Consider the following 25,285-nt stretch of genomic DNA (forward strand, 5'->3'; position numbering starts at 1 on the left):
GCTGTCAGCGCGCGCGGCGCGAGAAGAAGGAGATCAGCACCGGCAACGTGACGAGGATCACCACCGGCGCCAGCATCATGCCGGTGACGACGACGACCGCGAGCGGCTTCTGCACTTGCGAACCGATGCCTTCCGACAATGCGGCCGGCAACAGGCCGACGCCTGCGACCACGCAGGTCATCAGCACGGGCCGGAGCTGCAACTCGCCGGTGCGGATTACCGCGCTCATGCGATCCATGCCCTCTTCGATCAACTGGTTGAATTGCGAGAGGATGATGATGCCGTCCATCACGGCGATGCCGAACAAGGCGATGAAGCCGATCGCCGCCGAGACGCTGAAGGCGGTGCCGGAGATCAAGAGGCCAAGCACGCCGCCGAAGATCGCCATCGGGATCACGCTCATGGCGAGCAGCGTGTCGGTCATCGAGCCGAAATTGAACCAGAGCAGGATGCCGATCAGAGCCAGCGAGATCGGCACCACGATCGACAACCGCCGAATCGCATCCTGGAGATTGCCGAACTCGCCGACCCATTCCATGTGCGAGCCGGGCGGCAGCTGGACCTGCTCGGCGATCTTCTGCTGCGCCTCGCGGATGGCGCTGCCGAGGTCGCGCTCGCGCACCGAGAACTTGATCGGCAGATAGCGTTCCTGCTGCTCGCGATAGATGTAGGCCGCACCGGAGACGAGGCTGATGGTGGCGACTTCGCTCAGGGGGATCTGGGTGATCGAGCCGTTCGGCCCGGGCGCACCGATCCGGATATTCTGGATCGCCTCGGCGCTGCGGCGATATTCCGGCGCAAGGCGAACGATGATCGGGAAGTGACGGTCGCTTCCCGGCTCGTAGAGGTCGCCCGCAGTGTCGCCGCCGATCGCGACCTTGATGGTGGCGTTGATGTCGCCGGGCGCGAGCCCGTAGCGCGCCGCCTTGGCGCGATCGATGTCGATCTGCACGGTCGGCTGCCCGAGCGAGGTGAAGACCGCGAGATCGGTAACACCCTGCACCGTCGACAGCACCTGTTTGATCTTGTTGGCGGTGTCGGTCAGTGCCTGCAGATCGCTGCCGAACAGCTTGATCGAGTTCTCGCCCTTCACACCGGAGACGGCTTCAGAGACGTTGTCCTGGAGATATTGCGAGAAGTTGAACTCGACGCCGGGGAAGCGGTCGTCGAGCTGCTTGAGCAGCTCCGCCGTCAGCACTTCCTTGTCGTGCGTGCCCGGCCACTCGCTCGCGGGCTTCAGCGGCGCGAAGAACTCGGCATTGAAGAAGCCGGCGGCGTCGGTACCGTCGTCAGGACGGCCATGTTGCGACACCACGGACTCGACCTCGGGCCGCGCACGGATCAACTTGCGCATCTCGTTGACGTAGGTGTTGCCTTCCTGGAGCGAGATGGTGGGCGGCAGCGTGGCGCGGATCCAGAGGTTGCCCTCTTCGAGCTTGGGCAGGAATTCGAGGCCGAGCAGCCGGCCGAACACGATCGTCATCACAACGAGGCCGGCTGCGCCGCCGAGCACGATGGTGCGGTTGGCGACGGCCCAGTTCAGCACCGGCATGTAGAGCCGGTGCAGAACCTGCATCACCCGCGTCTCGGTCTCCTCGACATGCGCCGGCAGGATGATCGCGGACAGCGCCGGCGTGACGGTGAAGGTCGCCAGCAGGCCGCCGGCGAGCGCATAGGCATAGGTGCGCGCCATCGGCCCGAAGATGTTGCCCTCGACGCCCGACAGCGTGAACAGCGGCAGGAAGGCCGCGATGATGATGGCGGCGGCAAAGAAGATCGAACGCGAAACGTCGGCCGCGGCACTGAGGATGGCGTGGCTCTTCATGCCGAACAGCGTCTCGGGAGACATCTGCTCGGATTCCGAGGTCGGCGTGGTCTGCGTCAGACGGCGGAAGATCGCCTCCACCATGATCACGGTAGCATCGACGATCAGGCCGAAATCGATCGCGCCGACCGAGAGCAAATTGGCCGATTCCCCGCGCAGCACCAGGATGATCACGGCGAAGAATAGCGCGAACGGAATGGTGGCACCGACGATCAGGGCACTGCGGAGGTCCCCGAGGAAGATCCACTGCAGCAGCACGATCAAGAGGATACCGACCACCATGTTGTGCAGCACGGTGTGGGTGGTGAGGTCGATCAGGTCCTTGCGGTCGTAGATGCGCTCGATGCGCACGCCCGGCGGCAGGATCGTCGAGCCGTTGATCTGCGCGACGAGCTGTTCGACGCGATTGATGGTCGGCGTGCTCTGCTCGCCGCGCCGCATCAGCACGATGCCCTGCACGATGTCGTCGGCATCGTCGAGGCCGGCGATACCGAGACGCGGCTTCTGGCCCACGGTGACGGTGGCGACGTCCTTCACCAGCACCGGGTTGCCGTTGGTCTGCGCCACCATGGTGTTGGCGAGGTCGTCGATCGACTTGATCAGGCCGACGCCGCGTACCACGGCGGATTGCTGGCCGATATTGACCGTGTTGCCGCCGACGTTGACGTTGGAATTGCTGACCGCCTGGAGCAGTTGCGGCAACGTCAGGCCGTTGGCGACCAGCTTGTTATTGTCGACTTGAAGCTCGTAGGTCTTGCTCTTGCCGCCCCAACCGGTGACATCGATCACGCCGGGCACGGCGCGGAAGCGGCGCTGGAGGATCCAGTCCTGGATGGTCTTGAGGTCGAGCACGCTGTAGTTCGGCGGACCGACCAGGCGATAGCGGAAGATTTCGCCGATCGGACTCAAGGGCGAGATCTGCGGCTGCACATTACCCGGCAGCGGCGCGAGTTGCGCCAGACGGTTCAAGACCTGCTGCAACGCCTCCTCATAGGTGTAGGCGAAGGAGAACTGCATTTTGACGTCGGAGAGACCGTACAGCGAGATGGTGCGGATGGTCGTGAGGTTCTTCAGGCCCGCGACCTGGGTCTCGATCGGGATGGTGATGTAGCGTTCGATTTCTTCCGCCGACAGGCCCGGGCTCTGGGTGACGATGTCGACCATCGGCGGGGTCGGGTCGGGATAGGCCTCGATGTTGAGCTGGTTGAATGCTATCAGGCCGCCGATGAATACGGCGACGAACATGCCGACCATCAGGAAGCGCCGGTTGACGGCAAGGGCGACGAGACGGTCCATTCAGGTTTTTCGCAGTTTCTTGGGGTCGTCGATTCAGCTACCGGACGCCGCGCGGTCGATGAACAGGCTGCCTTTGACGACGATCTGTTCGCCGGGCTTCAGGTTGCTGGTCACCTCGACGAGGTTGCCGTTGATGAGGCCGATCTTGATCTGGCGGAGCTCGACTGACTTGTCCTCACGCGCGACCCAGATGCGGACCTGGTTGCCTTCATAGATCAGCGCCTGCTTCGGCACCGCGGGCGCCCCGCGGTCGCCGGCTGAATAGATCGTGACATTGGCGAACATTTCCGGCTTGAGCAGGCCATCCTTGTTGTCGATGGTGGCCCGGACAAGCAGGCGGCGGGTGTTCGGATCGATCGCGGCAGCGACGTAGTTGATCTTCGCGGTCAAGGGACGGCCCGGCAGCGCCATCACGTTGACCAGGATGTCCTGCCCAACGCTGACCTGCGCAGCATCGCTCTCGCGCACGAAGGCGGTAAGCCAGACCGTGGAGAGGTCGCCGATCACGAACACCGGATCGCTGGCGCCGGCACTGACATATTGTCCGGGACCGATCTTGCGCTGCACGACCGTGCCGGAGAGCGGCGCGTAGATCGTGATTTCAGGATTGATGGTGCCCTTGTTCTGGAACGCCTTGATCGTTTCGTCCGTGAAACCGAGGATGCGCAGTTTGTTGTTTGCAGCCTCCAGCGCCGTCACCGCGGAGCGCATGTCATTCTGCGCCTGGACCTGGGTCGCTTCCGCCTGTTGATAATCCTTGAGGGGAATGGCGCGGCCCTCGTAGAGATCCTTGGCGCGTTTGTATTGGATGTCGGCGAGCTCAAGCGCCGACTTTGCCTTGTTCTGCGATGTCATCGCCGCGATGAAATCGTTCTGGGCCTGCACGGTATCGGCGGCCTCGATTGTAAACAGCGGTTGACCCTGCGTTACGCTCTCGCCGGGCTTGGCGAGCAGCCTGGTCACCCGGCCCGCATAAGGCGAGAACACCGGCGTCGAGTGGTCCTCGTCGACCGCGACCTTGCCTTCGGTGACATACTCGGCCCGAAACGTCTTGGCGTTGACCGGTTCGATCGTCAGCGTCGCCCATTCGGACGGAGTCGGCTTGAAATTCTGAGCGTTCTTGCGCGACTGGCTGGAGACTTCGGAGTGCTGCTTCTCTTTGGCACCCGCAAACATCAGGCCGTAAGCACCCGCCCCGGCAAGCGCCAGTAAAACTACGGATGTGATTACCCGTCGCTTTGTAAGCACCTGCAATCGTTTGGTATTTTCAGCTACCATGGGGCCCGGACATGTCTGCGACGATCTCGGCAGACGACTGCCTCATCGGTCGCGCTAATAGTGCCGAATTGAGATTTCAGACAACCTAAAAAACGCGGCTCGTCTTTCGGTTTGCGTTAAAATTTTGCGACACCGTCAGCTTCACGTCAGCTTCGGCGCGGCCATTGCGGCGGATGGCTGCCGAGCGGCATTGCCGGACGGCGCCATTGCGCCGGCGTCTTCGACAGCACGGCCGAATGGCGCACCGCCTTCAACGTGCCGAAGCCAGATGACACCGTTTCCATGAACGCAGCATGTACGGCCTCACCCGTAAGGTCGGGGGTGTTGAGGCCTCCATCGAGCCGGCCGAGATTCCACAGCCAGCGTCCGGTCTGCGCCAGCGACACGCGCACATGCCAGCTGCCGCCTTCGCTCGCCTGCCGCGCCTTGGCCATCATGGCGCCGAACGCCATCAGATAGCCGGTGGCGTGGTCGAGCATCTGCGCCGGCAATTCCTTCGGGCTATCGATGCCGGCGGCCTTCCCTTCCGCATCGTTGAAGCCGGTCGTGGTCTGTACCAGCGAATCGAAGCCACGCCGCTCGGCCCACGGGCCGGCATGGCCATAGGCCGACAACGTCACATACACGATGCCCGGATTGATCTCCGCGGCCTGCTCCGGCGAGAAGCCAAGAGCTGCGAGAGCGCGTGGGCGATAGCCTTGCGAAAAGACGTCAGCGTCTTTCAGCAGTTCGCGCATTTGCGCCCGACCTGTTTCGCTCTTCAACCCGATAAAGGTGGTGAGCTTGCCGCGGCCGGTATCGATGGTGAGCCAGGGAATGGCCGGCAGATCGGGCCCCGAGACGAGCAGCACATCCGCCCCATGCGCGGCGAGCGTGCGTCCGGCGACGGGCCCTGCGATGACGCGGGAGAGATCGAGCACGCGCAGACCCGCGAGCGGGCGTTCGCCTTCAGGCCAGGGCTTCGGCGGGGCATCGCCGATCTTCTCGATCGAGATCAGCGGCAGCTCGGCGAGTGCTTGTGCTTGCGGCAGCGCGGACCATTCGTCGTAAGAGCGCATCAGCGCAACGACGCCGCCGGCGGCATAGACCGCCGTTTCAAAATCCCCGCCCTTCCATTGCTTCAAGGCGGCCGCCACCTGCCCGCGCTCGGGCGCGCAGCCAAGCACCTTGCAGACGGCGTCGCGGTGGTGCGGGAAATTGGTGTGGCAGCGGACGAAACGGTCGTCGCCGGTCTTGTAGACGCCGGCAATGGCGTCCCAGGCCGGCGGTGGCGGCTTGTCGTCGAGGCGCAGATAACGCTCGGAACGGCATTCGGCAACGGCATGGCGCATGTCGACGGAGACATCCTGTGCCTCGCCGCTGCGCAGTCTCCAGATTTCGGCAGCGGCAAGGCCGGCGGCGGCGATCGTTGCCTGCCCTGCGACGGCAACACGGAAGGAGGATGGGATCTGGGGCTCCTCTCCGGTCAGGCGCACGCGTTCGAGCGCGGTCAGATCCCCGCCGGCGGAGGTCCAGATACCCTTGAGGATGTCAGCGGGGCTTTGCATGGCCTCTTTTCTCCCTTTAGCTTTGCCACGATCCCATGAGCACGGAAAGGATTGCAATGGCTGCCATCGATCCCCTCACCGCCGGCGCCGTGTTCGTCGCGACAGCGGCCACCGACGCGGTCTATGTGATGTTCACCTCAGCGGTCGTCGCGCGCAAGCGTGTGCCGGCGGCGAGCTGGAGCGCGATCTGGTATCTGCTCTCCTCCTACGCCGTGATCAGCTATACCGAAAATGCCGTCTATGTCGCTTTCGCGGCGGCCGGCTCCTGGGTCGGCGCCTATGCGTCGCTAACCTTCCTGCATCGCCCGCCCGGCGGTCCGCCGGTGGGGGCTGCGCCGGAGTGAGCCGGGGTCCTCCATCCGCGTCGTCATTGCGAGGAGCTCTTGCGACGAAGCAATCCTGGCTGTTTCCAGAGATGCATTTCTGGATTGCTTCGCGGCGCTCGCAATGACGAATTGGAGAGTTCTGGGGATCGATCGAAACAGCTACACTCTCTGCACCAACAACAAGGAAAACCCCACAATGGATCTCGGTCTCAAAGGCAAAAACGCCGTCGTGCTCGGCGGCACGCGCGGCATCGGTCGGGCGATTGCGGCGACGCTGGCCGGTGAAGGCGCCAATGTCGCGGTCTGCGCGCGCAATGCAGAGCAGGTCGCAGCGACCGTCAATGAACTGAAAGCGAGCGGCATCAATGCCACCGGCGGCACCGTCGACGTCACCGATGGTGTGGCGCTGAAGGCGTGGGTCGAGGGCGCAGCAAAGGAGCTCGGTGGCATTGACATGCTGTTTTCCAATGCCGGCGCCATGGCGCAAGGCCATGATCCCGCGTCATGGGAGCAGAACTTCCGGCTCGACGTGCTCGGCGCCGTGCACGCGTTCGATGCCGCGCGGCCGTTCCTCGAAGCCAGCGGCGCGCGCAACGGCGACGCCGCCTTCGTCATCATCTCTTCGATTTCGGCGGCGCAGGCCGATCTCGCCAGCTCCTACGGCCCGATCAAGGCTGCCCTGATCCATATGGCCAAGGGATTGGCGCGGCAATACGCCAAGAAGAAGATCCGCGTGAACGTGGTCTCGCCCGGCACCGTCTATTTCAAGGGCGGCGTCTGGAACATGATCGAGCAGAACATGCCCGAGCGTTACAATGATGCGATGAAGCGCAATCCGACCGGACGCATGGCAACGCCGCAGGAGATCGCGAGCGCCGCGGTGTTCCTGGCCAGCCCGGTGTCGGGATTCACCACGGGATCGAATCTGGTGGTGGACGGCGCGATCTCGAACCGGGTGAATTTTTGAATTTCACTCGGTCATGGCCGGGCTTGTCCCGACCATGAGGATGAGAATGTGTCGCGCGATCGCTTCAACAAACTCGTCATTGTGAGCGTAGCAACATCCTGCGCCATTCCCTCAATGAAAATCCCGCGACGGCGGCAGGATGCGGACGTTGCGGGGGTGGCGGATTTTTTGCGCGGGCATGTCCGCGAGGGCGCGGGGGTCTTCGTTGAGCGGCTCGACCAATGTGGCGCCTGCGGGTACCGGATGCTTGCGGCTCAGGGCATCGTTGGCGAGACCAACCAGATCGTGCGAGCGGTCGATCATCCGCTGGGCGATCAGATGCGTCACCTTCTCGGGGCTGCTCTGGATATAGCCCTGCACCTCGATGAGGCGCGCGCCCATCACCTCCTTGCGGTACTGCTCCATGACCTTGGGCCAGACCACGACATTGGCGATGCCGGTTTCGTCCTCCAGCGTCATGAACACGACGCCGCTGGCGCTGCCGGGCCGCTGCCGCACCAAGACCACGCCGGCGCAGCGGACACGGCGCCGCTCGTTCTGGTGGCTGATCTCCCTGCAGGCGACGATGCGCTCGCGCGTAAACATCTCGCGCAAGAATTCCATCGGATGGCCTTTGAGCGAGAGCCGGATGGTCTGGTAATCGGCAACAACCTGCTCTGGGCGCGGCATCTCAGGCAACGGCCTGGCGTGCTCGTCCGGCTGCTCGCGCGCGGTGGCCGCTTCGAACAGCGGCAGCGCGACGTCATCGGGCAGCCGCCGCACCTGCCACAGCGCCTCGCGGCGGTCGAGCCCGAGCGAGCGGAACGCATCGGCATCCGCCAGCAGGATCAGCGCGCGCTTGGGCAGGCCTGTGTCGCGGGCGAAGTCTTCGAGCGAGGTGAACGGACGGCGATTGCGCGCGGCGATGATGCGATAGGCCCAGTCTTCTTTCTTGTCATTCCGGGGCGACGCGTCAGCGTCGAGCCGGGAATCCATTCCTCTAGGCATATGCGGTCGGATGGATTCCGGGCTCGCGCTACGCGCGCCCGGGAATGACGACTGTGAGCGCTTCAGCCTCTCCTCGTCCTCGTCCAGCCAGTGAAAGCCGTCGATCTGACGAAAACCCAGACGCACTGCGCAGTATTTGCTGCTCCCCTCCTCCAGCGTGTTCTGCGCAAAGCTGTAGGACACATCGATCTCGCGCACCTCGACGCCGTTCTTGCGAGCATCGCCGACGATCTGCGCCGGCGCGTAGAAGCCCATCGGCTGCGAGTTCAACAGGCCGCAGCAGAAGGCGTCGGGATGATGATATTTCAGCCATGACGAGATGTAGACCAGCTGGGCAAAGCTCGCGGCATGGCTCTCCGGAAAACCATAGGAGCCAAAGCCCTTGATCTGGTCAAAGCAGCTTCGGGCGAAGTTTGCATCATAGCCGCGCGCGACCATGTTGCCGATCAGCTTCTCCTCGTATTGGCCGATGGTGCCGACATTGCGAAAAGTCGCCATCGAGCGGCGCAGGCCGTTGGCCTCCTCGGAGGTGAAATGTGCGGCCTCGATGGCGATGCGCATCGCCTGCTCCTGGAACAAGGGCACACCCAGCGTTTTGTGCAGCACATTGTAAAGTTCATTTTTGTCGCCGTGATCCGGCGACGGAGACGGATAGCTCACCTTCTCCAGACCATTCCGCCGCCGCAAATAGGGATGCACCATATCGCCCTGGATCGGCCCCGGTCGCACGATCGCGACCTCGATGACGAGATCGTAGAAGGTCCGCGGCTTCAGCCGTGGCAGCATGTTCATCTGGGCGCGGCTCTCGACCTGGAACACGCCGAGCGACTCGCCGGCACACAGCATGTCGTAAACCTTGGAGTCGTCCTGCGGGACGGTCGCCAAAACCCAACGCTTGCCCTTGTGCTGGTCGATCAGATCAAAACATTTCCTGATGCAGGTCAGCATGCCCAGCGCCAGCACGTCGACCTTCATCATGTTCAGCGCGTCGACGTCGTCCTTGTCCCATTCGATGAAAGTGCGGTCGTCCATTGCGGCATTGCCGATCGGCACATAGGTGTCGAGCCGGTCCTGGGTCAGGACATAGCCGCCGACATGCTGAGAGAGATGGCGCGGGAATTCGATCAGCTCGGTCGCCAGCTCGACCGCGAGGTTGATCATGGGATTTTTGGGATCGAGCCCGGCCTGCCGGACCTGCATGTCGTTGAGGCCCTTGCCCCAGCTGCCCCAGACGGTGTCGGCGAGCGCGGCGGTGACGTCCTCGGTCAGCCCCAGCGCCTTGCCGACGTCGCGGATGGCGCTGCGCGGACGATAATGGATGACAGTGGCGATGATCGCGGCGCGGTGGCGGCCATAGCGGCGATAGACATATTGCATCACCTCCTCGCGCCGAGAATGCTCGAAATCGACGTCGATGTCGGGCGGCTCCAGCCGCTCTTTGGAGATGAAACGCTCGAACAAGAGATCGACCTTGGTCGGGTCGACCGAGGTGATGCCGAGCACGTAGCAGACGGCCGAATTCGCCGCCGATCCCCGCCCCTGGCACAGAATGTTCTGGCTGCGTGCGTAGTGCACGATGTCGTGCACGGTGAGGAAGTAATGCGCGTATTTCAGCTCTGATATCAGCGCGAGCTCCTTGTTCAGCGTCGCGCGCAGCTTGTCGTCGATCTTGCCGCCGAAATATTTGTCGACGCCCGCCCAGGTCAGATCCTCCAGATGCCCCTGCGCGGTCTTGCCGGGCGGCACCGGCTCATCAGGATATTGGTATTTGAGCTGGTCGAGCGTGAAGTCGATCCTGTCGGCAAAGCGCATGGTCTCCGCGATCGCCCCCGGAAAATCGCGGAACAGTCGCGCCATCTCTCGGGGGGTCTTCAGGAAGCGTTCCGCGTTGGCTTCCAGCTTGCGTCCGACCGCCTCGATCGTGGTCTTTTCCCGGATGCAGGTCAGCACGTCCTGAAGCGGACGGCGGCCGGGATCGTGGTAGAGCACCTCGTTGGTCGCGAGCAGAGGCACTTTTGCCCTGGCGGCGAGATCGTCCAGCCGCGCCAAGCGGCGGCGGTCGTCGCCGCGATAGATCAGGCTCGCCGCCAGCCACACGCCGTCGGCGCGGCTTGCTTTCAGCTTTGCGAGAAGGTCCAGCGCTTGCGCCTGATCGAACCGATGCGGCAGCATCAGGATCAGAAGTTGCCCTTCGGAAAACTCGAGCAGATCGGCAAAGCTGAGGCAGCACTCGCCCTTCTCGATCCGCGTGATGTCGTCGCCGCGCTTGCCCCGGGTGAGAAGCTGGCACAGCCGGCCATAGGCGGCACGGTCGCGCGGATAGACGAAAATGTCGGGCGTGCCGTCGATGAAGACGATGCGCGCGCCGATCAGGAGCTTCGGCTTGTGCAGAACCTTGTCATTGTCGAGCTCATTCCAGGCGCGCACCACGCCGGCGAGCGTGTTGTGATCGGCGATGCCGATCACTGGAATGTTGAGCTTGCTGGCCTGATGCACATAAGCGCGCGGATCCGAGCCGCCGCGCAGGAAGGAAAAATTGGTGGTGATGCCGATCTCGGCATAAGCGGGCGTATTCATGCGAAGAGACCATGCACATACCAGTTGGGGGACGCGGGCTTGCCGTCGGCGTCGAACACCTCTCCCTCGTAAAGGCCGTCGCGAAAGATCCAGAAGCGCAGGCCCTCGGCATCCTCGATGCGGAAATAATCCCGCGTCAGCTGCTTGCCGTCCTGCCGCCACCATTCCATGGCGATGCGCTCGGGTCCTTCCACCCGCACCACCGCATGTTTCGCCCGTCGCCAGGTGAATTGGTGCGGCGGACCGTCAGGCACGGTCGCGAACGGCACGGTGACCGGCTCCGGCTGGTCGAACAGCCTTAAGGGGCGCAGCGGCGGCTCACCCTCGGCACGATCGGGCCACTTGGCCTGCATGGCAGTGGCGAGATGATGCTGGGCGGGCGCGGCCAGCACCGCCTGCTCGGGGATGTGCGTGTCTTGCGGCAAATGTACGACGACGCGTTTTCCGCCGATACGCGCAGCGATACGATCGATCAGCGCCGCAAGTTCGTCATTGTCGTGGACATGCGCGTCGAGATCGCGCTGCTCCTGCACCACGATCTCGGTGCGGCTTGCCGACAGCCGCACCATGTCGAAGCCGAAGCCGGGATCGATGGGATCGGCAAGCGCATCGAGACGTTCGCGGAACAGGCGGTCAATGACCGCGCTTCGCGTCACGGGACGTCCGGTTTCGACCGTGATCGCGCGCACCACGCCGTCGGTGCGGAAGAACGCGGCCTCCAGGCGGCGCGCGCCCTTGCCCTGCTTCTCCATGGAGGTAATCAACGTGTCGGCCAGCCGCGACAGCGTCATCGCGATCATGGTGTCCGTCGCGATCGGCTCGGCAAAACGTTTTTCCACGATGTAGTCAGGCAGCGGCTTTCGCGGATTGATCGGCGCATCGCCCTGTCCCAGCGCATGCGCAAGTAGCGTCGAGAACCGCGCACCGAACCGCGCTGTGATTTCGCTCGGAGCGCGCGAGGCGACATCGCCGATGGTCTTCAGGCCGGCGCGGCGCAGACCGGTGGTGATGGCCTCGTCCGCACCGAGCGCGGACACCGGAAACCTATCGATCGCCGCCGCCTCCCCGCCGTCGGCGACGATACTGCCCGTGGCTTGTCGCGTCAGCGTGCGCGCGCAGACCGAGGTGCCGGCAATGGCCGCGCTGACGGCAAAGCCCTGACGTCCCAGCGCATGAACCAGCATCTTTAGCAGCGCCGCTTCACCGCCGAACAGATGCGCGCAGCCGGTAATGTCGAGGAACAGACCGTGCGGCGGATCGAGCGCCACCAACGGCGTGAAGCGGTCGCACCAATCGGCGATGTCGCTGAGCGTCTTCGCATCGGCCACGACATCGGCGTCGAACACTTTCAGATCCGGGCACATCGCCCGCGCATTGGCCAGCGGCTGGCCGATATACAGGCCGAGCCGCTCGGCGGGCTCGTCCAGCGCGTGGATCACCAGCGCATTGTTGTTCTTGATAACAACGATGCTCGGCTCATTGGTATTCTTACCCAGCCCGGCGCTGTTGAAGAACCGCTGAATCCGGTCGATGGGCAGGCGCGGCAGCCACAGGCTGAGAATACGCCGACGGTTCACTGAACTGGCACTCATCACAATTCCATTCCATGATCCAGCGGCCGCACAGGCCATGACGATTGCGCAACAGCTCGGCATCGAAGCGCGGGGCGCCCCAGGCACTCCACGCAGATCCCGGCGGCGAATGCGCCGCGCGCAGCATCCATCGCGTCTCCGCGGTTGAGGGTAGCGGCTGCGCGGCCATGCGCAGCAACAGGCCGGTGACGCCGGAGCCTTGTGCAGCCAGCGTCAGCTTGCGGCTCGCCACGAGATCGAACTGTCTTGTCTCGCCCCAGAGCTCGAGCACGACGGCGCCAAGCGCATCGCAAGCGAGCGCATCGGCCGAGGTGCGCAGCGCGCTCTCGACATCGGCGGCGCGCACCATCACCACGCGGCGCGGATCGAGGCCGAGCTCGGCGAGCCCGCTCATCGACAACGCGCCGGTCTCGATTTCCGAGAAATCCTGCCGCACCCACAGCAGCGGCCGCTGTGCCGAGACGCGGCCCGCAAGCCCCATCACGAAGCCCGTCCCGGACGCGCCTTGCCGGCCCTCGCAAAACACCTCGTGGATCGCCGCACGTGCGAGCCCGCCCTTCAGCGCGCGGTCGGCCTCACTATGGCCGAGCGCGACGCGGTCGTGATGATGCACGACCTCCGCCGTCTCGATCCGTTCGATCTGGCTGCGCAAGGTCGCAAGCGCGCTCATGCGTGCGCCGCTCATGCTCGCCGCTCCTTCAGAGGTGATTGCCGTGGCCTTCAAAAGAAGAACCAACGGCTGGCTCATTTGTTCATGATATGTTCTAATATAAAGCTAACGGCGCGCAGAGAGTCAATCGAATTGGCGCGCAAATGGATTCATGAACTGAATCAAAGGGATTCCAGGATGGACGTACAACGCAAGCTGGCAATTCTCGCGGACGCCGCCAAGTACGATGCGTCCTGCGCATCCAGCGGCACCGAAAAGCGGGATTCCAGCGACGGCAAGGGCATGGGCTCGACCGCGCCCGGTATGGGCATCTGTCATTCCTACGCGCCGGACGGACGCTGCATCTCGCTGCTCAAGGTGCTGCTGACCAACGCGTGCAATTACGATTGCCTCTATTGCGTCAACCGCGCCTCCTCCAATGTGCCGCGCGCCCGCTTCACCATCGATGAAGTCGTCAAGCTGACGCTCGACTTCTACCGGCGCAATTACATCGAGGGGCTGTTTCTCTCCTCCGGCATCATCCGCAGCCCCGACTACACGATGGAGCAAGTGGTCAGCGTCGCGCGCAAGCTGCGCGAGGAGCATCACTTCCGCGGCTACATCCACCTCAAAACCATTCCCGAGGCCGACGACGCGCTGATCGCGGAAGCCGGCAAATATGCCGACCGCCTCTCCATCAACATCGAGATGCCACAGGAGACGAGCCTGCAGCAATTCGCACCCGAGAAGGACGTGCGCGCGATCCGCCGCACCATGGGCCGGCTGCGGCTGAAGCTGGACGAAGCCGAAGAAGATCGAAGCGTGAAAACAAAGGCGAAACCACAGCGCTTCGCGCCGGCCGGTCAAAGCACACAGATGATCGTCGGGGCCGACAGCGCGAACGACCACACCATTCTCCACACCAGCGCCAATCTCTACGGCTCGTACCGACTGCGGCGCGTCTACTACTCAGCCTTCAGCCCGATCCCCGATGCCAGCCGCGCACTGCCTCTGGTCCAGCCGCCCTTGCTGCGCGAGCACCGGCTCTACCAGGCCGACTGGCTGATGCGATTTTACGGCTTCGCCGTCGGCGAGATCGTCGACGACAGCGCCATGCTGCCGCTCGACATCGATCCAAAGCTTGCCTGGGCGCTGCGCCATCGCGACCGTTTTCCCCTCGACGTCAACCGCGCCAGCCGCGAGGAGCTGCTGCGCGTGCCGGGCTTCGGCACCAAGGCGGTCGAGCGCATCATCGCGACGCGGCGCACCACAACGATCCGCCTGTCCGATCTCGCACGGCTGCACGTGCCCAAGCACAAGGCGCTGCCGTTCATCGTCCTCAGCGACCACCGCCCCTCGCCGCATAGCCTCGACGAGGCGCGGCTGATCGAACGGTTCAAGCCGAAAGCAACACAATTGGGGTTTGGCTTCTGATGCAGTACATCACCCTCGACAGCGAAACCGATTTCGACGGCTGGCGCAAAACCGCGCGCGCCCTCGTGCTTCATCATGTTGCGCCTGACGATGTAACCTGGGCCGTGCGAGGCGGCGAAGCCGATCTGTTTGCACCGCCCGCGCCGTCGCCGATCCTCGAGGTGAACGACGGCACCTTCAGCGTATCAAGCAAATTTATCGACCTCGCCAAGGCTGCGATCCTGCATCGGGACGGCGAGCGCTTCGCGATCCTCTATCGCCTGCTGTTCCGCCTGAAAGACAATCACGATCTCATCGATGTCGCGACCGATCCTGATGTCGCGAAGATCACGGCGATGGCACGCGCGGTTCATCGCGACGAGCACAAGATGCATGCTTTCGTGCGGTTCCGCGAGATCGGTCGGGAACGCGAGCCGCATTACGTCGCCTGGTTCGAGCCCGAGCATCACATCGTCGAGCTCGCCGGGCCGTTCTTTGCAAAGCGCTTTGCCGACATGCCCTGGTCGATCCTGACGCCGGACCTCTGCGCGCATTGGGACGGCCACGCGCTCTCGTTCACGCCCGGCGTCAGCAAGAGCGAGGCACCGGGCGAAGACCGGCTGGAGGAAACTTGGCGGCGCTATTACGCCAGCATCTTCAATCCGGCACGGCTCAAGGTGAAGGCGATGCAGACGGAGATGCCGAAGAAATATTGGAGGAACCTGCCCGAGGCCTCGATCATTAAGCCCTTGATCGAAGATGCCGAACGCATGACCGGTGCTATGATCGCCAACGCCGCGACCGATCCGCACAAGCCTCAGAAGCGGCCGGAGGCTCCTATGAAACGCAAACCTGCCACCGACAGTCTCGAAACGCTTCGCGAGGAGGCCGCGCATTGTCGTGCCTGCCACCTCTACAAGGATGCGACCCAGACCGTGTTCGGCGAAGGCCCGAAGTCTGCCAATATCATGCTGGTCGGCGAGCAGCCCGGCGACAAGGAAGACCTCGCTGGCCATCCCTTCGTGGGCCCGGCCGGCCAAATGCTCGACCGGGCACTGGCGGAGGCCGGCGTCGACCGCAAGAAGGTCTATGTCACCAATGCGGTGAAGCATTTCAAATTCGTGCCGCGCGGAAAGATCCGCCTGCACCAGAAGCCGGCGACGCCGGAGATCAAAGCGTGCCGGCAATGGTATGAGCGGGAAGTATCGGCAATTCAGCCTGATCTCATCGTGGCGATGGGTGCGACCGCCGCGCAAAGCGTGTTCGGCAAGATCACGCCCATCGGCAAGACCCGCGGCCGGCTCATAGACCTCCCCGATGGACGCAAGGCTCTGGTGACCGTACATCCGTCCTATCTACTGCGGCTCCCCGATCCCGAGGCGAAGGTGGTGGAATATCAGCGCTTTGTCGCGGATTTGAAGATCGCCGCCTCCTTGCAACGGAGATCGTCGCGCGCCGCCTGACGTGAACCAACGCCAGGGCAACAAGCCCTGGATGACTCGCGTCGTTGCACTCGTCTGCCCGTCATTTCAACCGCCTGTCACATGCCACGCGCAAAATCGGGGCCTTGGGACAGGAGAATTTCCAATGAGTGACGTTGCATTGCCGGGCTCCATCGAGCCGGCCTTGAGTAGGGGGCCCGACCTCAATCGCGGATTCCATCCGCTCACCGGCGTGATCTACATGGGGGTGATCGCTGCCGCCCTGCTCTTTGTGGCCTACAGCATCTGGGTCGATGTCGATGCCACCGGCACGCAGGTCAAGGCCTTCGCTCCCTTCCTCCTGCTCTTCGTCGCGCTTCTGATCGCGCTCGGATTCGAGTTCGTGAACGGCTTCCACGACACCGCCAACGCGGTCGCGACCGTGATCTACACCCGCTCGCTGCCCGCCCACGTCGCCGTGGTCTGGTCCGGCATGTTCAACCTCTTCGGCGTGCTCTTGTCCTCGGGCGCGGTCGCGTTCGGCATTGTCTCGCTGCTGCCCGTCGAGCTGATCCTCCAGGTCGGCTCCAGCGCCGGCTTCGCCATGGTGTTCGCACTGTTGATCGCCGCCATCATCTGGAACGTCGGCACCTGGTATTTCGGCCTGCCGGCCTCGAGCTCGCACACCCTGATCGGCTCGATCATGGGCGTCGGCATCATGAACGCGGTGCTGCATGGCCGCAGCGGCACCTCCGGCGTCGACTGGATCCAGGCCACCAACATCGGAAAGGCGCTGCTGCTGTCGCCGCTGTTCGGCTTTGCGCTCGCCGCCGGCCTGCTGCTGGTCCTGCGCACCGTGCTGCTGCGCGCCACGCCCGCGCTGTTCGGCGAGCCGAAGGGCGACCAGCCGCCGCCGTGGTGGATCCGCGGCATCCTGATCCTCACCTGCACGCTGGTGAGCTTCTTCCACGGCTCCAACGACGGCCAGAAGGGCATGGGCCTGATCATGCTGATCCTGATCGGCACCGTGCCGACCGCCTACGCGCTCAACCGCGCCCTGCCGGAGAGCCAGATTGCTGCGTTCAGCCAGAACTCCGAGGCCGCCAGCAAGATCATCGAAGGCAAGGCCGCCGGCTACAGCGTGATCGGCAATCCGCGTCCTGCCGTGACCAACTATGTCGCGCAGCACGAGGTCAACGGCGGCACGTTCCCGTCACTGGCGGTGCTCGTGCGCGACATCTCCAAGCAGGTGACCACCTACGGCTCGCTCGCCAAAGTACCGGCCGAGCTCGTCGGCAACACCCGCAACGACATGTACCTCGCCTCGGAAGCGCTGCGCTTCCTGATGAAGGACAAGGAAGCCGAGCTCAGCGCCGCTGACGTCACCGTGCTCACCGCCTACAAAGGCTCGCTCGACAGCGCCACGAAATTCATCCCCGGCTGGGTGAAGATCGCGGTCGCCATCGCGCTCGGCCTTGGCACCATGGTGGGCTGGAAGCGCATTGTCGTCACTGTCGGCGAGAAGATCGGCAAGACCCACCTGACCTACGCGCAAGGCGCCTGCGCCGAGATCACCGCGGCCGCCACCATCGCCGCCGCGGACGTCTACGGCCTCCCGGTCTCGACCACCCACGTGCTGTCGTCAGGCATCGCCGGCACCATGGCGGCCAACGGCTCGGGCCTGCAATGGGCGACGATCCGCAACATCGCCATGGCCTGGGTTCTGACCCTGCCGGCCGCCATGATCATCTCGGGCGTGCTCTACTATCTGTTCTCGCACCTGTTCTGAGCGCAACACGGCACGTGAAACAAAGGGGCCCGTGCGAGGCACCGGCCCCTTTCATTCGTCCTTCGCTCAGCGGCTCATGACGCCGCGAGCTGTTCCTCGACCAGCTTGACCCAATAGGACGTGCCGAACACGATCGCCTCGTCGTTGAAATTATAGGCGGGGTGATGGAGACCGGCGCTGTCGCCATTGCCGCAGAAGATGAAGGCGCCGGGGCGCGCTTCCAGCATGTAGGCAAAATCCTCACCGCCCATCAGCGGCGGCATTTCGAGCACATTGGCCTCGCCCGCGACCTGCTTGGCGATACGCGTCGCCACATCGGTCTCCGCGGCGTGGTTGTTCACGACGGGGTAATTGCGCTTGTAGTGCAAGTCGATCTTGGCGCCGGTGATTTGCGCCACCCCCGCCACCACTTCGCGGACGCGCTTCTCGACCAGCTTGCGCACCTCCGGCGACAGCGTGCGGATGGTGCCCCTCAGCGTCGCCGTTTGCGGAACGACGTTGCGGGCGTTGCCGGCGTGGAATTCGCAAATCGAGATGACAGCCGATTCCAGGGGATCGACACTGCGCGCAACGATCGACTGCAGCGCCGTGATCACCTGGGCACCGACCAGCACGGAATCGATGCATTTGTGCGGACGGGCGGCGTGGCCGCCGAGGCCCTCGATCATAATGTCGACCTCGTCGGTCGCCGCCATGATCGGGCCCGGCCGGATTGCAAACGAGCCGATCGGAATGCCCGGACCATTGTGCATGCCGTAGACCTGCTCGATGCCGAAGCGCTCCATCATGCCGTCCTTCACCATGGCCGCGCCGCCGGCGCCGCCTTCCTCGGCCGGCTGGAAGATCACGACCGCGTCGCCGGCGAAGTTGCGGGTTTCGGCGAGGTAGCGTGCAGCACCGAGCAGCATCGCGGTGTGGCCGTCATGACCACAGGCGTGCATCTTGCCGGGAGTCTTCGAGGCGTAAGGCAGGTTGGTCTGCTCCTCGACGGGCAGCGCGTCCATGTCGGCGCGCAGGCCGATCACCTTGAGCCCCTCGCCGGCCGGCTTGCTGCCCTTGATCACTCCAACCACGCCAGTCTGGCCAATCCCGGTGACGACCTGGTCGCAGCCGAACTCGCGCAGGCGATCCGCGACGAATGCTGCGGTGCGGCGGACGTCATACAGCAATTCGGGATTCTGGTGGATGTCCCGCCGCCAGGCCTGGATATCGGGTTGAAGGTCGGCGACGCGGTTCACGATCGGCATGGAGCGGTCTCAAGTTTTGTTGAAAATACAGCGCTGTCTACCATGCAAGCGCCAGTCCACCTAACCCCCGCAGATCAAGGGTGGTCCTGTCCCTGCTCATGGCCGGGCTTGTCCCCGTGGTCGCCGTCTGCCTATTAGGACGGAACGTTTAGGGACCATCCGGGTGGAAGCAGAATGCCAAGACGGCTCGAAGGTGAGTTTGACTACATTGTCGTGGGCGCCGGCACGGCCGGCTGCATCCTTGCCAACAGGCTGTCGGCCGACCCCAGGAACCGGGTCCTCATTCTCGAGGCCGGCGGGGACGACAACTGGATCTGGTTCCACATTCCGGTCGGCTATCTCTTCGCGATCGGCAATCCACGCTCGGACTGGATGTTCAAGACCGAAGCCGAGCCGGGACTGAACGGCCGCGCGCTGGCCTATCCCAGAGGCAAGGTGATCGGTGGCTGCTCGGCGATCAATGCCATGATCTCGATGCGCGGCCAGGCTGCCGACTACGACCATTGGCGCCAGCTCGGCATGACCGGCTGGGGCTATGATGACGTGCTGCCGCTGTTCAAGCGGCTGGAAGATCATTTCCTTGGCGCGAGCGAGCATCACGGCGCCGGCGGCGGCTGGCGGATCGAGGCGCCACGGCTGTCCTGGGACGTGCTCGATGCGGTCGGCGACGCCGCCGAGGAGATGGGCATCAGGCGCATCCCTGACTTCAACACCGGCGACAACGAAGGCACCAGCTATTTCCACGTCAACCAGAAGCGCGGCCGGCGCTGGTCGTCGGCGCGCGGGTTCCTCAAGCCGGCCTTGAGGCGCCCCAATCTGCGGCTCGAGAAGCATGTGCTGGTTGACCGCCTCATCGTCGAGCAGGGCCGCGCCGTCGGTGTTCGCTTCATCCAGAACGGCGAAATCGTCGAGGCGCGCGCGAGGCGCGAGATGATCCTCGCGGCCGGCTCGATCGGCTCGGTGCAGGTGCTGCATCGCTCCGGCATCGGGCCTGCCGACTGGCTGTCGCCGCTCGGCATCGACATCGTGATGGACAAACCCGGTGTCGGGCGCAATCTCCAGGACCATCTCCAACAGCGCGCGATCTACAAGGTCGAGGGCGTGCGGACGCTGAACGAGACCTACTACAATCTGTTCCGCCGCGGCCTGATGGGCCTCGATTATGCATTCCGCCGCCGCGGTCCTCTGACCATGGCGCCCTCGCAGCTCGGCATCTTCACGCGTTCCGATGCGACACGCGCGCGCGCCAACATCCAATTCCACGTGCAGCCGCTGTCACTCGACAAGTTCGGCGATCCCCTGCACCGTTTTCCCGCGATCACCGTCAGCGCCTGCAATCTCCAGCCGAGTTCGCGCGGCACCGTACGCCTGCGCTCGGCAAGCCCGGACGAGAAGCCGATCATCGCGCCGAATTATCTGTCGACCGACGACGACCGCCAGGTCGCCGCCGACGCCATCCGCACCACCCGCCGCTTGATGCGGCAGAAGGCGCTCGCAAGATATCGTCCGAGTGAGTATCTGCCCGGCCCGACCGTCGGCGACGACGATGCCTCGCTCGCAAAAGCCGCCGGCGACATCGGCACCACGATCTTCCATCCCGTCGGCACCGCGAAGATGGGATCGGCGAACGATCCCCTGGCCGTGGTCGACGAACGGCTGCGCTTCTATGGCCTCGACGGTCTTCGCGTCGTCGACGCCTCGATCATGCCGACCATCACCTCGGGCAATACCAACACGCCCACCGCCATGATCGCCGAGAAGGGTGCCGCGATGATTTTGGAGGATGCGAAGTAGCATCCGATCATATGATCAGTCATCGCTTTTCAATCGGTACCGCCAGTGCAGAGATCGCCATGCTGCAATGGGGTGAGAGCGGCAAGCCGCCCGCCCTGCTCGTGCACGGCACCGGCTTCGTCGCTGATGTCTGGGACGAGGTCGCGCGTGATCTCGCGTCGACCTACACTGTCTATGCACTCGATCGCCGCGGCCATGGCGCGAGCCACAAACCCGGCGCCTATCACTTCGCGGACTATGCCGACGATATCTGCCGCGTGATTGACGCTCTGGACTTGCGCGACGTGTACGGCATCGGCCACAGCGCGGGCGCGACCGATCTGCTGCTGGCAGCGAAGCTGCGCCCCGGGTACTTCAGGCGCCTGTTTGTGATGGAGCCCACCGTGATGAATCCGCGGGCAGAGCGCAATCCATCGGCCGGATTAAGCGAACAATCGCTCTCCCGCGTGCAGAGCGCCCTGCGTCGGCAGGCGGAGTTCGACAGTCGCGACGCCGTCTTCGAACGTTACCGGGTCGCGCCCGCCTTTGCGGATTGGACGGACGCTTCGCTGTGGGCCTATGTGCGGCACGGCTTCACGCCGCTCGATAATGGCCGGGTGCGCCTCTGCTGCACCCCCGAGATCGAGTCGGCGATGCTGCATCCGATCTACGAGGCGATGGAGCAGGTCTATATCGGCGACGCGCGCGGCAATCCCTTTGCCTGGCTCCGCGAAATCGCGTGTCCCGTGATGGTGACGACAGCCGAGACGTCGTGGCCGATCTACAAGGAGATGGCCTCACGCGCTATGGCGCTCATCCCGCAGGCCCGCGCCCTCGCATTCGAAGGCGCCGGCCACTGTGTGGCGCAGGAAGCACCCGCCCGCGTGGTGCAGGCGATCCGGGAATTTTCCGCTTAGATCCGCGTTCACCTCGCTTGTTCCGGGCGCAGTGCACCAAACTGCGCGCAGCCGAGTTGGGGGCTCAACCCCTGCGGCTCCCGCTCTGCAATGTATCGCCAACAGGCGCTGCGTTGCTTCCACGTGTGATCCCACCTCACGAAAACGTCATCGCCATCCCACGAATAAATCCGCCCCTCCCCCGATCAGCTCCTCAACGCCCAATTCCGGGCAAAAGGAGACGTGCGATGAGCGGACACGATCACGGGGAAGACGGCGTCAGCCGCCGCAAGGTGCTGGAATGCATGACTTGGGCCGGCACCGGGGTGCTCTGGACCATCACGGGCGGCGTGCCGCGCTCGCTCGGCATCATCGACTCGGCTGAGGCCGCAACCGCCGCCGCGCCCGGCATGACCTTCCTCCAGATCAGCGACAGCCATGTCGGCTTCGACAAGCCTGCCAACCCCAATGCGCTGGGCACGCTGGAGGAAGCCGTCAACAAGATCAATGCGATGCCGGTCAAGCCGTCGTTCATGATCCACACCGGCGACATCACCCATCTCTCCAAGGCCTCCGAGTTCGACAACGCCGACCGCATCATCTCACAGTCCAAGCTGGACGTGCACTACGTCCCTGGCGAGCATGACTTCCTGGACGAGGAGGTGAAGTTCTATCGCGAGCGCTACGGCCGCGGCACCAAGGGCGCGGGCTGGTACTCGTTCGATGCCGGCGGCGTACATTTCATCGGCCTCGTCAACGTCGTCGATCTCAAGGCCGGCGGCCTCGGCAATCTCGGCACCGAGCAGCTCGCCTGGCTCGAGGACGATCTCCGCGGCAAATCGAAATCCACCCCTATTGTCTTGTTCGCGCATATTCCGCTCTGGACCGTCTATCCGGAATGGGGCTGGGGCACCGAGGACGGCGGTCGCGCGCTCGAATATGTCAAGGGTTTTGGCTCGGTCACCGTGCTGAACGGCCACATCCACCAGGTGATGCAGAAGGTCGAGGGCAACGTCACCTTCCACACCGCGCGGTCGACCGCTTTCCCGCAACCGGCGCCGGGCACAGCCCCCTCGCCGGGACCGATGAAGGTCGAGGACGCCAAGCTCCGCTCGATGCTGGGCGTCGCCAGCGTCAACTTCAAGCAGAACGAACAGCGGCTGGCGATCATCGACACGCCGCTCCAGGGTTAATCCAGGGCTGAAGAGAAGCTGACCATGAAGACACTCAATCGCCGCGACTTCTCAGTCGATTTCGGTCTCACTTTGGCCGCGGCCATCCTGCTTCCCGTCGCGACAGCCCGTGCCGACGACACCAACATGGAGGTCCATATCGACAATTTCGTCTTCCAGCCGCCGGAGCTCAAGATCAAGGTCGGCACGACCGTGACCTGGACCAACCGGGACGACATTCCCCACACCGTGGTGTCGGCCGGCAAATTCAGGTCCAAGACTCTGGACACAGACGACAAATTCTCTTTCACCTTCACCGATGCGGGCGACTACAAGTATTTTTGTTCGTTGCACCCGCACATGACAGGGATGATCAAGGTTGAGTAACGTCTCCAACCAAGGCATCTCTGTCTTGCCCGGCCGGTGGTCCCACGCCGGCCGGGCTCGCACGCCTTCGGTCAGACCCAAAGGCGCAACGAGTTACGAAACGCAGCGAGAGGCAAAGCGAGAGGCGATGCCGGCAAGCGACGATTTCCAGAAGGCGCAGCGCTTCCGCGAGGCGGCCCTGCCCTATCTCGACGACGTCTACACGCTCGCACGCTATCTGCTGCGCGATGCCTCCGACGCGGAGGACGCGGTGCAGGAATGCTATTTGCGTGCACTGAAGCACTTCGACAGCTATCGCGGCCCGGCCATGAAGCCGTGGCTGTTCGCGATCCTGCGCAATGTCTGCAATGCCGAATATGCCAGGCGTGCGCACTCGCACGCCGCGATCGAGGACACACCTGGCGCGGCCGACCAGACGCCGATGTGGCAGGAGAACGAGGCAAGTCCTGAGACCGAGGTGCTGCGCAGCCGCGATGCCGGCGCCGTCCGCAAGATGATCGACGCGTTGGCCGAGCCGTTCAAGGAAACCTTCGTGCTGCGGGAGATCAACAACCTGTCCTATCGCGAAATTGCAGAAGCCGTCGGCGCCCCCGTGGGCACCGTGATGTCCCGCCTCGCCCGCGCCCGCGCCATGTTGCGTGCGGCCTGGACGGCGGAAGAGGAGCACTCGAAATGACCTGCGACGAAGCAAAAATCCTGCTTCACGCGCTGCTCGACAACGAGCTCGATGCCGGCCATGCGCGCGAGGTCGAAGCCCACATCGCCTCCTGCCCGGCCTGCACGGCCGAGTTCGCGGCGCAGCGGGAGATGAAGCGCGTGCTGGCCGACACCAAGCTGCGCTATAGCGCGCCGGCGGCCTTGCGCGCCCGTATCGAGGCCTCGATACCGCAAGCGCGGCCGCAGCCGAGCCGTCGTTCCGTGCTGCGCGGGTTCGCCATGGGGTCGGCGGTTTCCGCCCTCGCCGCCACGGGCATCGTCGCCGTCGTGCTGCGCCAGGACGACCAGCAGCGCATCCTCTCCGAGGTCGTCTCCGCGCATCTGCGCTCGCTCCAGGCCGGCCACCTCATCGACGTCGTCTCGACCGACCAGCACACGGTCAAGCCCTGGTTCAACGGCAAACTCGACGTCGCTCCGCCGGTGATCGACCTCACCGCGCAAGGTTTTACTCTGGTCGGCGGCCGGCTCGACTATGTTGATGCGCGCGCCATCGGCGCCGTCGTCTACCGGCGTCGGCAGCACATCATCAACTTGTTCGTGGCGCAGACCGCAAGCACCGAGCACCGGCCGCCGAAGACGCAAACCATGCAGGGCTTCAATTGCCGTCGCTGGGGCGAGCGCGGCCTGAACTTCTGGGCCGTCAGCGACATCGGCGGCGACGAGCTCACCGAATTCGTCGACAAATTCGAGGCGGCGATGAAAGCGAATGTCGAGGGATAGCGGCGCTTCCTTCGGAAGACGAGATTACAACTTTCGATTGCGATGACGGGGGCGCACTGCTAATTCAGCGCCATGATGCGCTCCCTCTTTCTTGCAGCAGCCGTTGCCTGGACGATAGCGGCTTCCGGGCCCGTAGCAGCCCGCGATGGACTCGCCACCACGATGCGAGCCGTCCTCTACGAGGAAGACCTGAGCGATCCAAAGGGTCATCGCGCAGAGGGACAAATCACCTGGCGGGTTGAACCGACGGCCGATGCCTCCGCACCATCGGGCGACGTCACGATACGCGGAAGCGTCGAGGTGCCTTCGCGAAGCCTGCGAATGACGCTCTCCATCCGCCGCAATTTCGATCCCACATTGCCTGCCACTCATACAGTGCAGATCGATGTCGCTCCAGGCTTTGCCGCTGGCAAGATCAAACAGGTCATGGGCCTTCTCATGAAGGCCAACGAGCAGGCCAAGGGTGCACCCATTACCGCGCTCTCGGTGAGGGTCGACGACACGCAATTCCTGATCGGCCTGTCCGCGGTGCCGCAGGATGCGTCCAAAAATTCGCTGCTGATCCGAAACGAGGACTGGATAGACATCCCGATCCTCTATGCAACGCAACACCGCGCCATTCTCGCCGTCGAAAAGAACAGCGACGTCCTTCCGCTGTTCAATACGGTCTTTGCCCACTGAGGTGGATACGGCCTGAACCCGCCTG

19 protein-coding genes are annotated in these 25,285 nt (G+C 64.0%); 12 read left to right on the top strand and 7 right to left on the bottom strand.

All coding sequences use genetic code 11. The annotated features are described in order from the left end of the window. Nucleotides 1-4: 4 nt before the first annotated feature. The 3 genes from X265_RS25745 to X265_RS25755 form a co-directional block, all read right to left on the bottom strand. A complete protein-coding gene (locus X265_RS25745; protein WP_128967358.1) occupies nt 5-3,121 on the bottom strand; it encodes an efflux RND transporter permease subunit in 3,117 nt (1,038 codons plus the stop codon). Between the two features lie 33 nt (nt 3,122-3,154). After that, nucleotides 3,155-4,399 carry an efflux RND transporter periplasmic adaptor subunit gene (locus X265_RS25750; protein ID WP_128967359.1) on the bottom strand — a complete coding sequence of 415 codons (1,245 nt, stop codon included), beginning with the start codon at nt 4,397-4,399 and terminating at the stop codon, nt 3,155-3,157. 146 nt (nt 4,400-4,545) lie between these two features. Next, the gene (locus tag X265_RS25755; protein ID WP_128967360.1) at nt 4,546-5,946 is read right to left on the bottom strand and encodes a CoA transferase; all 1,401 of its coding nucleotides are present in this window, start codon (nt 5,944-5,946) and stop codon (nt 4,546-4,548) included. 56 nt (nt 5,947-6,002) lie between these two features. Between X265_RS25755 and X265_RS25760 the strand changes: the two genes are divergently transcribed. Next, nucleotides 6,003-6,290: a hypothetical protein gene (locus X265_RS25760; protein ID WP_128967361.1), complete on the top strand. Its 288-nt coding sequence runs from the start codon at nt 6,003-6,005 to the stop codon at nt 6,288-6,290. Nucleotides 6,291-6,468: 178 nt separating this feature from the next. Next, nucleotides 6,469-7,239, top strand: coding sequence for an SDR family NAD(P)-dependent oxidoreductase (locus X265_RS25765; RefSeq protein ID WP_128969407.1), 771 nt, complete (start codon nt 6,469-6,471; stop codon nt 7,237-7,239). Nucleotides 7,240-7,350: 111 nt separating this feature from the next. On the opposite strand, the gene X265_RS25770 is transcribed toward X265_RS25765, so the two are convergent. From X265_RS25770 to X265_RS25780, 3 genes are read right to left on the bottom strand one after another with little or no spacing between them, the layout of a single operon-like run. After that, nucleotides 7,351-10,803 (bottom strand): error-prone DNA polymerase, encoded by a 3,453-nt coding sequence (locus X265_RS25770; protein WP_128967362.1) that lies wholly within the window; start codon nt 10,801-10,803, stop codon nt 7,351-7,353. Next, nucleotides 10,800-12,395 (bottom strand): Y-family DNA polymerase, encoded by a 1,596-nt coding sequence (locus X265_RS25775; protein ID WP_164938794.1) that lies wholly within the window; start codon nt 12,393-12,395, stop codon nt 10,800-10,802. Before X265_RS25775 ends, X265_RS25770 begins: the two co-directional genes overlap by 4 nt. Next, nucleotides 12,292-13,080 (bottom strand): ImuA family protein, encoded by a 789-nt coding sequence (locus X265_RS25780; protein WP_128967363.1) that lies wholly within the window; start codon nt 13,078-13,080, stop codon nt 12,292-12,294. Before X265_RS25780 ends, X265_RS25775 begins: the two co-directional genes overlap by 104 nt. Nucleotides 13,081-13,242: 162 nt before the next feature. Between X265_RS25780 and X265_RS25785 the strand changes: the two genes are divergently transcribed. The 3 genes from X265_RS25785 to X265_RS25795 all read left to right on the top strand — a co-directional run bounded on the left by X265_RS25785 (nt 13,243) and on the right by X265_RS25795 (nt 17,667). Then, a complete protein-coding gene (locus X265_RS25785) occupies nt 13,243-14,478 on the top strand; it encodes a putative DNA modification/repair radical SAM protein (protein ID WP_128967364.1) in 1,236 nt (411 codons plus the stop codon). Continuing rightward, on the top strand, nt 14,478-15,920 hold the full coding sequence (locus tag X265_RS25790; RefSeq protein WP_128967365.1) for a UdgX family uracil-DNA binding protein: 1,443 nt from the start codon (nt 14,478-14,480) through the stop codon (nt 15,918-15,920). The genes X265_RS25785 and X265_RS25790 overlap by 1 nt, the downstream gene beginning before the upstream one ends. Before the next feature lie 124 nt (nt 15,921-16,044). Next, entirely contained in the window at nt 16,045-17,667 is a 1,623-nt protein-coding gene (locus X265_RS25795; RefSeq protein ID WP_128967366.1) for an inorganic phosphate transporter, read from the top strand. 74 nt (nt 17,668-17,741) lie between these two features. Here the strand turns inward: X265_RS25795 and X265_RS25800 are convergent, their stop codons facing one another. Then, nucleotides 17,742-18,914, bottom strand: a complete 1,173-nt coding sequence (locus tag X265_RS25800; protein WP_128967367.1) for a M20 aminoacylase family protein — start codon at nt 18,912-18,914, stop codon at nt 17,742-17,744. A gap of 174 nt (nt 18,915-19,088) precedes the next feature. Between X265_RS25800 and X265_RS25805 the strand changes: the two genes are divergently transcribed. The 7 genes from X265_RS25805 (at nt 19,089) to X265_RS25835 (ending at nt 25,260) form a co-directional block, all read left to right on the top strand. After that, nucleotides 19,089-20,708, top strand: coding sequence for a GMC family oxidoreductase (locus tag X265_RS25805; RefSeq protein WP_128967368.1), 1,620 nt, complete (start codon nt 19,089-19,091; stop codon nt 20,706-20,708). Between the two features lie 59 nt (nt 20,709-20,767). Continuing rightward, nucleotides 20,768-21,604, top strand: a complete 837-nt coding sequence (locus tag X265_RS25810; RefSeq protein WP_373291599.1) for an alpha/beta fold hydrolase — start codon at nt 20,768-20,770, stop codon at nt 21,602-21,604. A 227-nt stretch (nt 21,605-21,831) separates the two neighbouring features. Next, complete coding sequence (locus X265_RS25815) at nt 21,832-22,776, top strand: metallophosphoesterase family protein (RefSeq protein WP_128967370.1); 945 nt, start codon at nt 21,832-21,834, stop codon at nt 22,774-22,776. Nucleotides 22,777-22,800: 24 nt separating this feature from the next. Beyond that, nucleotides 22,801-23,142 carry a cupredoxin domain-containing protein gene (locus tag X265_RS25820; RefSeq protein ID WP_128967371.1) on the top strand — a complete coding sequence of 114 codons (342 nt, stop codon included), beginning with the start codon at nt 22,801-22,803 and terminating at the stop codon, nt 23,140-23,142. A 127-nt stretch (nt 23,143-23,269) separates the two neighbouring features. Beyond that, a complete protein-coding gene (locus tag X265_RS25825; protein ID WP_128967372.1) occupies nt 23,270-23,818 on the top strand; it encodes a sigma-70 family RNA polymerase sigma factor in 549 nt (182 codons plus the stop codon). After that, on the top strand, nt 23,815-24,579 hold the full coding sequence (locus X265_RS25830) for an anti-sigma factor family protein (RefSeq protein WP_128967373.1): 765 nt from the start codon (nt 23,815-23,817) through the stop codon (nt 24,577-24,579). The genes X265_RS25825 and X265_RS25830 overlap by 4 nt, the downstream gene beginning before the upstream one ends. A 321-nt stretch (nt 24,580-24,900) precedes the next feature. Beyond that, nucleotides 24,901-25,260, top strand: a complete 360-nt coding sequence (locus tag X265_RS25835; RefSeq protein WP_128967374.1) for a hypothetical protein — start codon at nt 24,901-24,903, stop codon at nt 25,258-25,260. Nucleotides 25,261-25,285: the final 25 nt, after the last annotated feature.

The organism is Bradyrhizobium guangdongense (assembly GCF_004114975.1).
Taxonomy (GTDB): domain Bacteria; phylum Pseudomonadota; class Alphaproteobacteria; order Rhizobiales; family Xanthobacteraceae; genus Bradyrhizobium; species Bradyrhizobium guangdongense.